This is a genomic window from Pseudarthrobacter sp. HLT1-3 (assembly GCF_059383535.1).
In genome coordinates, this window is record NZ_JBWZCJ010000054.1 from 1 (window position 1) to 6,162 (window position 6,162).

7 protein-coding genes and 2 pseudogenes are annotated in these 6,162 nt (G+C 63.0%); 4 read left to right on the forward strand and 5 right to left on the reverse strand.

From position 1 onward, the window contains the following. Positions 1–429: 429 nt before the first annotated feature. Genes AC50X9_RS21055 through AC50X9_RS21065 form a run of 3 tightly spaced genes read right to left on the reverse strand, consistent with a single transcriptional unit; the run spans position 430 to position 2,468 of the window. Positions 430–1,197, reverse strand: a complete 768-nt coding sequence (locus tag AC50X9_RS21055; RefSeq protein WP_494897001.1) for an SCO1664 family protein — start codon at positions 1,195–1,197, stop codon at positions 430–432. Further along, on the reverse strand, positions 1,197–1,751 hold the full coding sequence (locus AC50X9_RS21060; RefSeq protein WP_494897004.1) for a DUF3090 domain-containing protein: 555 nt from the start codon (positions 1,749–1,751) through the stop codon (positions 1,197–1,199). Before AC50X9_RS21060 ends, AC50X9_RS21055 begins: the two co-directional genes overlap by 1 nt. Positions 1,752–1,775: 24 nt before the next feature. Next, complete coding sequence (locus AC50X9_RS21065) at positions 1,776–2,468, reverse strand: histidine phosphatase family protein (RefSeq protein WP_494897009.1); 693 nt, start codon at positions 2,466–2,468, stop codon at positions 1,776–1,778. A gap of 32 nt (positions 2,469–2,500) precedes the next feature. Here AC50X9_RS21065 and AC50X9_RS21070 point away from each other — a divergent pair, with 32 nt between their 5' ends. Next, a complete protein-coding gene (locus AC50X9_RS21070) occupies positions 2,501–2,722 on the forward strand; it encodes a hypothetical protein (RefSeq protein WP_494897012.1) in 222 nt (73 codons plus the stop codon). Between the two features lie 235 nt (positions 2,723–2,957). On the opposite strand, the gene AC50X9_RS21075 is transcribed toward AC50X9_RS21070, so the two are convergent. Next, positions 2,958–3,149: a hypothetical protein gene (locus AC50X9_RS21075; RefSeq protein ID WP_494897014.1), complete on the reverse strand. Its 192-nt coding sequence runs from the start codon at positions 3,147–3,149 to the stop codon at positions 2,958–2,960. Positions 3,150–4,072: 923 nt separating this feature from the next. Here AC50X9_RS21075 and AC50X9_RS21080 point away from each other — a divergent pair. After that, positions 4,073–4,831 carry an SDR family NAD(P)-dependent oxidoreductase gene (locus tag AC50X9_RS21080; protein ID WP_494897016.1) on the forward strand — a complete coding sequence of 253 codons (759 nt, stop codon included), beginning with the start codon at positions 4,073–4,075 and terminating at the stop codon, positions 4,829–4,831. Between the two features lie 217 nt (positions 4,832–5,048). Next, a pseudogene (locus tag AC50X9_RS21085) lies at positions 5,049–5,194 on the forward strand (IS256 family transposase); the annotation flags it as partial. Between the two features lie 69 nt (positions 5,195–5,263). Here the strand turns inward: AC50X9_RS21085 and AC50X9_RS21090 are convergent. After that, complete coding sequence (locus AC50X9_RS21090) at positions 5,264–5,719, reverse strand: DUF6036 family nucleotidyltransferase (RefSeq protein WP_494897018.1); 456 nt, start codon at positions 5,717–5,719, stop codon at positions 5,264–5,266. 341 nt (positions 5,720–6,060) lie between these two features. Here AC50X9_RS21090 and AC50X9_RS21095 point away from each other — a divergent pair. Next, positions 6,061–6,162 (forward strand): annotated as a pseudogene (locus AC50X9_RS21095) (IS982 family transposase); the annotation flags it as partial.

The window sequence follows — 6,162 nt, forward strand, 5'->3', positions numbered from 1 at the left end:
ACAACAGGCCCCGCCCGCACGCCCAAAACCGCAGAATCAGCCGGAACGGGAATTAGCCCCTGACCCGACCGCCAACCCGGCCATCATGAAAAATCCGGGCTAGGTCAAAACTCGTGGTCGCAATCAAAGTCGGTCAAAAGACCTCAGGCACCGTTTATGCCTGGCGTTGGATCCGCTCTGCGGGCGCGCCCGCAGAGGACGACTCAACGTGACAGATGCGCTGTTATCGGCGTTTGGGCAGCGAATTCCGGGTGACAGTTGATGTGTCTCCCATCGCCCAAACCTTCGGAACAGAGGGTTGCCCGCCGGGGCGTGGCTCCTAGGAAGATCGTCAGCCGAGCTCGCGCTCAGAAATGATGAGCTCCGTCGCTACCTTAAGATCCATGCCTTCAACGTGACACAGCCTGCGAAGCCCGTAGCTTAATTCCCTTAGAACAGCGGCCAGGGCACCGCCGACATCTCACCGCTCGGAGCCGGAAACCGCCCTGCCAAGCGCAACCGGGCGCAGCGCGCGGCGAGCGATGCGATTTCGTCGGCGCTGAGCAAGTCCGCCAGGTTTCTGCCCAGGCCACCGTGCAGTCCTTCGCTGACACGATCGATGCCGTCTCGTTCCTCGGCGGTCAGAGCGTCTCCCAGCCATCCCCACAGCACCGTGCGCAGCTTGTGGTCACGGTGAAAGGTGAGCCCATGGTCCACGCCGTGCCGGTGTCCGTCCGTCATGGCAAGAATGTGGTCGCCTTTGCGATCGGCGTTGTTGACGACCATGTCGAACACCGCCATGCGTCTGAGCGCTGGCGAGTCTTCGTGAACGAGGGCGACCATCCGTCCGTTCTCATCGCGTCCCTCAAGAACGTGTTTCCAGCCCGTCTCCGGCACGTGGTCCGTCGCGACCAGGCCCACGGCGCTTTGGGCGGGGTCTTGCTCCTGCCAGAGCTGCACCATTCCCTCGCCTATCGGACCATCGCGCAGCCAGGTGTGCGGCACGACGTCCCAGCCGAAGACCTGAGAGACCAGGTAGGCGGCCACCTCCCGGTGAGCCAGGGTGCCGTGGGGAAAATCCCACAGGGGACTTTCGCCTGCTATCGGCTTATAGACGACCACCACGTCGCCGATGCTGCCCAGAAATGTAGCGTTTGAAGCCGTCGTGATGCGGCCGGTGAGCGTCAGCTCGGCGGTTACTAGGTCCGGCGCTGGCATCAGACCTCGGGAAGGGTGCAGATGTGCCCATCGGCGTCTATGGGGTAACCGCAGAGCGAGCACATCGGACGCCCGGCGCCCACGATCTCACGGGTGCGCTTGGTGAATGCCCGGGCGGTGCCGACCGGCATTCGCACCAGCAGCATTTCGGGCTCGTTAGCTCCGTCCTCATCAAGCGATTCGTCGTTGTCATCAGCATCGACATCGGTGATGGGGTAGGCCTCTATTACGACCTGGGCCGTGGTTGGGTCCCAACCTAAGCTCATAGCGCCGGTGCGAAACTGCTCCTGAACGGCCTCGAGCTGGTCATTGTCGACAAGTTCAATGGGAGTACTCGTGGGAACGCTGAAGGGGTTGCCCTCGACGGTGATGAGCTGGTCGAGAATTTCGTCGATCTTCTCCGCGAGCAGAGCCGACTGCTGCTTCTCCAGTGCAATACTCACGATCTGCGTCCCTGCGCGCACCTGCAGGTAGAACGTACGCGCCCCCGGAAGGCCAATGGTGCCAACGACGACCCGATCAGGCCAGGAAAACTCATGAACACGTGTAGGCATGTCAGTATTTTAGGCACACGAGGTTCATGGCGCCTTTTGCCCTGCACCGCCGCCCACCGGCGCATCGCCAGAGCGGATGCCGTTCGACAGCCACGACAGATCACCCGCGTCGGTGTTGGTCGCGTAGACGCTCGGCCGACTAGCGCCGTAGCGCACGATCGACACGGAGGCGGGGCCCACGTTAATACGCTGGAACAGGTCAAGGTGCATGCCGAGCGCGTCGGCGAGGATTGACTTGATGATGTCACCGTGACTCACCGCCACCCACACGGCCCCTGGCCCGTACTCGGCTTCGAAGGCTGCATCGTGGCGTCGAATCGCTGCCACAGACCGAGCCTGCATCGCGGCCATGGATTCACCGCCGGGAAAGACGACGGCGGACGGTTGCGACTGCACAACCGGCCACAAATCCTCGGTCGCGAGATCACTGAGCGTGCGGCCCTGCCACTGGCCGTAATCGCACTCGGTGAGATCGAGATCGACCGGCGCGTACGGCGTGCCAGCCTGGCGATCGAGGATGAGCTGGGCGGTCTCCTGACAACGCTCAAGAGGGCTCGACACCACCCCGACTACGGGCACGGCCGCGAGCCGGTCCCCGGTCAGAGCCGCCTGGTCGCGCCCGATCTGGTCCAGGCTGACGCCGACGGCCCGGCCGGCCAGCAGTCCAGTGGCATTGGCTGTGGTGCGGCCGTGCCGCACGAGAATAACTGTCGCCATCCACCCAGCCCAACCACCCGTTCGATGGCGGTGTGAACCGTACCGGGTCGCGCGTCGAGCAGGCAGATAAAGCACTGGCGGAACCCTTCAAGCACGCCGACGCGCTCAAAGCCGCCCAGACAGACTCGGCACGCATTGACCAGCTCATGGCCGACGCAGCAAAACCGGAAGAACCGGCACAGCCAGAACCCCCGGCCGAAGTCGACCCCCGTCCGCCGGAGACGCTGACCGCCGAGACCCAGCCGAACGCCTAAAAGTCCCGAACGTCCGTGGCGGTTCGTGCAGGCGACTTCAGACAGAATGACGGTTGGTGCACGCGACTTCAGACAAAACGACGGTTTGTGCAGACGACTTCGAACGCATCCATGTCAGGAGTCGTCTGCACAAGCCTCGTAGTTCCGCGGAATCCAGTGCAGACGACTTCTGAAACTGACAACGGGCATGGCGTTTCGAAGTCCGCGACAGCCATCCGCGCGAGGCAGGCTCGAATCAGGGCTGCGGTATCAGGAAGTGCGCGACGACTGTCAGGACCAGGATTACCGGCACGGCGACGACGACACTTCGGGACATACCGCCCAGCCAGCCGTTTGCCCGGGGCTGAAGCAGTAGCCCGACGATGAAAGCCGCGAGCAGTGCGAAGAGCATGCCTGCGCTGATCAGCGATGCACGAACAGGCAGCAAATGCGGATGGCACATCGCCGAAACACCGACCGCACATCCCCAACCAGGTAGGACCGGCTGCACCACCAAAAGGACCAGCAAGCCCAGAAGGACGACGCAAGCCGCGACTACAGGTGAGCCGTGGCGCCGCTTGTCTGGATGGGCATGTTGCCAGACTATCGATCATGCACTCCCGTCGCACGACGACCCCGTGCGGGACACCTTTCAGGGCCCGAAAACTTCCGATATTGAGGCAGTATTCGATTGAACCTGTCGTACGTTTGGCACACGCCTGCAGTGCCTTCGATGGCAAAACAGGGATTCGGATACCTTCAAATCGAACCTGCTGCGACGATGGTTCCGCGGACTTCGTATTCCGTTTACAGGCCATGGGGTCGGTGCCATGCTGAACGCATCGTGGTCGCGTGGCATGTGATTGAACCGGGGGTAGCGAGATGCAATGGAGCAAGCAGAGACCAGAGAATCCTTGGCCGCAGCAGATGGTCATAACTGTAGATGACCACCTCCTGTCGCTGAATCTGCTGCTATTCGTCCGCCATGCATGGTCGCTTGCACCCGATGCTGACATCCCGGACTCACTCCTGCGCCAGATCCAGGGGCCACCCAGGCGCCTGACTCAGTGAGCCTGATCGAGTGGAATGACCGCTGTCGGATTGCCTGGAACCGGGCATGGGACTGGTACAAGATCCAGGATGAGGACAGGTCGAAGCACCCGACGCAGGAGATCATGCGGGAGGTTTTCCAGCCGGGTCAAGAACTTCGACGGCGCCCTGGACCGTTTAGATTTACCGTCACCCACCCGCTCCTGCAGCCGGCCGCGTCCGTCACGGCCGTCTGTAAGGGACCCTGCACCTCAACAGCCCTGTTGCCCCTCAACGCCGGGGCTGTTTGCGTCCGCCCCCGTTCACGGCAAGGATGGGCCGATGACCTCCACTGCTTTGATCACCGGCGCTACGTCGGGCCTCGGCGCCGAGTTCGCCCGCCAGCTCGCCGCCCGCGGTCACCACATTGTCCTGGTCGCCCGCGACACTGCCAGACTGCAGGAGCGGGCCATTGAGCTCACCGCCGGATACGGCATCGGTGTGGAGATTCTGACAGCTGACCTGCTGACCGACGACGGGGTTGCCCTGGTCGCGGCACGACTCGAGACCGATGACCGGCCGGTGGACGTGCTGGTCAACAACGCCGGGTTCGGGCTGGCCGGCTGGTTTACGGACAACACTCTCGCCCAGGAGCGGAACCATTTGCGGATCCTCGTCCAGACCCCGATGGACCTGAGTCATGCCGCACTTACCGCCATGGTCCGGCGGGGCGGTGGCCGGGTCATCAACGTCTCCTCCGTCGCCGGATTTACCCCGCGCGGGACGTACTCGGCAGCCAAGGCGTGGGTCATCAACTTCAGCCGCTGGGCCAACGCGTTCTACGCAGCCAAAAGTGTGAGCGTGACGGCGATCTGTCCCGGGTTCGTCCGCACCGAATTTCACGGCCGGATGGGGGCCGACACGACCGGCATCAAGGACTGGATGTGGCTGGAGCCGCAACGGGTCGTGGCCGAAGGGCTACGTGACGCGTTCGTCGGAAAGGCTGTCTCCATCCCGACCAAACGCTACAAGGCCCTGACCACGGTCAGCGCGGCGATCCCCGATGCGCTGGCGATGAAGCTCGCCTCACGCGGCAGGTAGGCCTTCGTCCCGGTGGGCGGCCTGCCCCAGGGGTGGGGACGGAATCCGACCCCGTACCGCATGAAGCGGGTTCTGGGCGACAGACAGTACGCGGCGGATTTTCTTGTTGGCGGACCCGCATGTAGTAATGCACGAATACGACAGCTCCTCAGCGCCATGCTCCTCGATCACCCGGCCAGTATCCTGCGGGCTATGTGACGCTACTTCCGCGGCGTCATTTCCCACCGAACAGGCGGCCCTGAAATGTCTTTACCTGGCGGCTCGGGCACTGGACCCGACCGGCAGAGGCAGGCACGGTGGGCCACAAGGTGGAAGCCGGCGCTGAACGCCTTCGCCATCACCTTCGAAGGAAGAATCAACTAAATGCCCACCGCGGATCCAACGTTAAACGGACACTCCCCTTTTTGACGCCGGGGATCCGAAAGTGTTGAATCAGTCGTTAGGTTCGAGGGTGGTAGCTGCGTCGAGGGCGTCGTCGACGACAATAAGGTAGTTGTCCCGACCGGCGGCCAGAGGTATGGATTGGTCGCCGTATTTGTTGTAGGCGAGGTCGACGGCGTCGTCGGCGTTGGTGATGTTGAGCTTGCGCAGGAGTCGGGCGATGTCGAGGGTGTCCTTGTCCCGTTCGGCGGCGATCTTCATGGCTAGGAGCGTTTCGGTGTCTGCGGCTTGGATGGTGAGTCCGTCGAGGTGTTCGAGTTCAACCCAGGTGGCGTTGTCCCGGACGAAGGCTGCGGCGTTGGAGTTAAGCCAGTCGGGCGCGAGGTCGTAGGCCGCGGCCATTTCAGTCACGACGGCGTTGACGGCAGCGTTGTCGGCGTAGCTGGCGTCGATGTCAGCGGTGGGGCGGTTTCCGATTCCTTGCAGGATGAGCGCGGCACCGCCTATGAGTTTGACGTCGCCGTGGACGCGCGGTACCGCAGGCGCCGGCCGAGTTCCCGGAGGAGAGCATGGATCTGAGTGGCGTTGAGTTCTCCGCCGGTCATGCGGTGGCCAGGCTACGTTCGCGGATGAAGACGTTCATGGCGGCGAGTTCCGGCGGTGTTTCAGACATTATGAGTTGCTTCATGGGTTCGCGGATTCTCCGGTAGGACTCGGCAGGCATCCATGCTGCGTTGAGGGGTTTGATGCGTCTGGTCCAGGACGGTGCGGGCTGGTCGAGCCGGTGTGCTGTGTAGTTGGTGATGCCGGCCAGGGCTGCGGACCAGTGTGGTTCTTTGAGCCGGGGAATCGGGGAACGCGAAGTCACCCAGGCCCTGCTGGAAAAGGACCATCATCTCGTCCAGGCCGGCCAGGTCATCCTGGGCGATAAAGGCTTCGCTGGGAAAGAC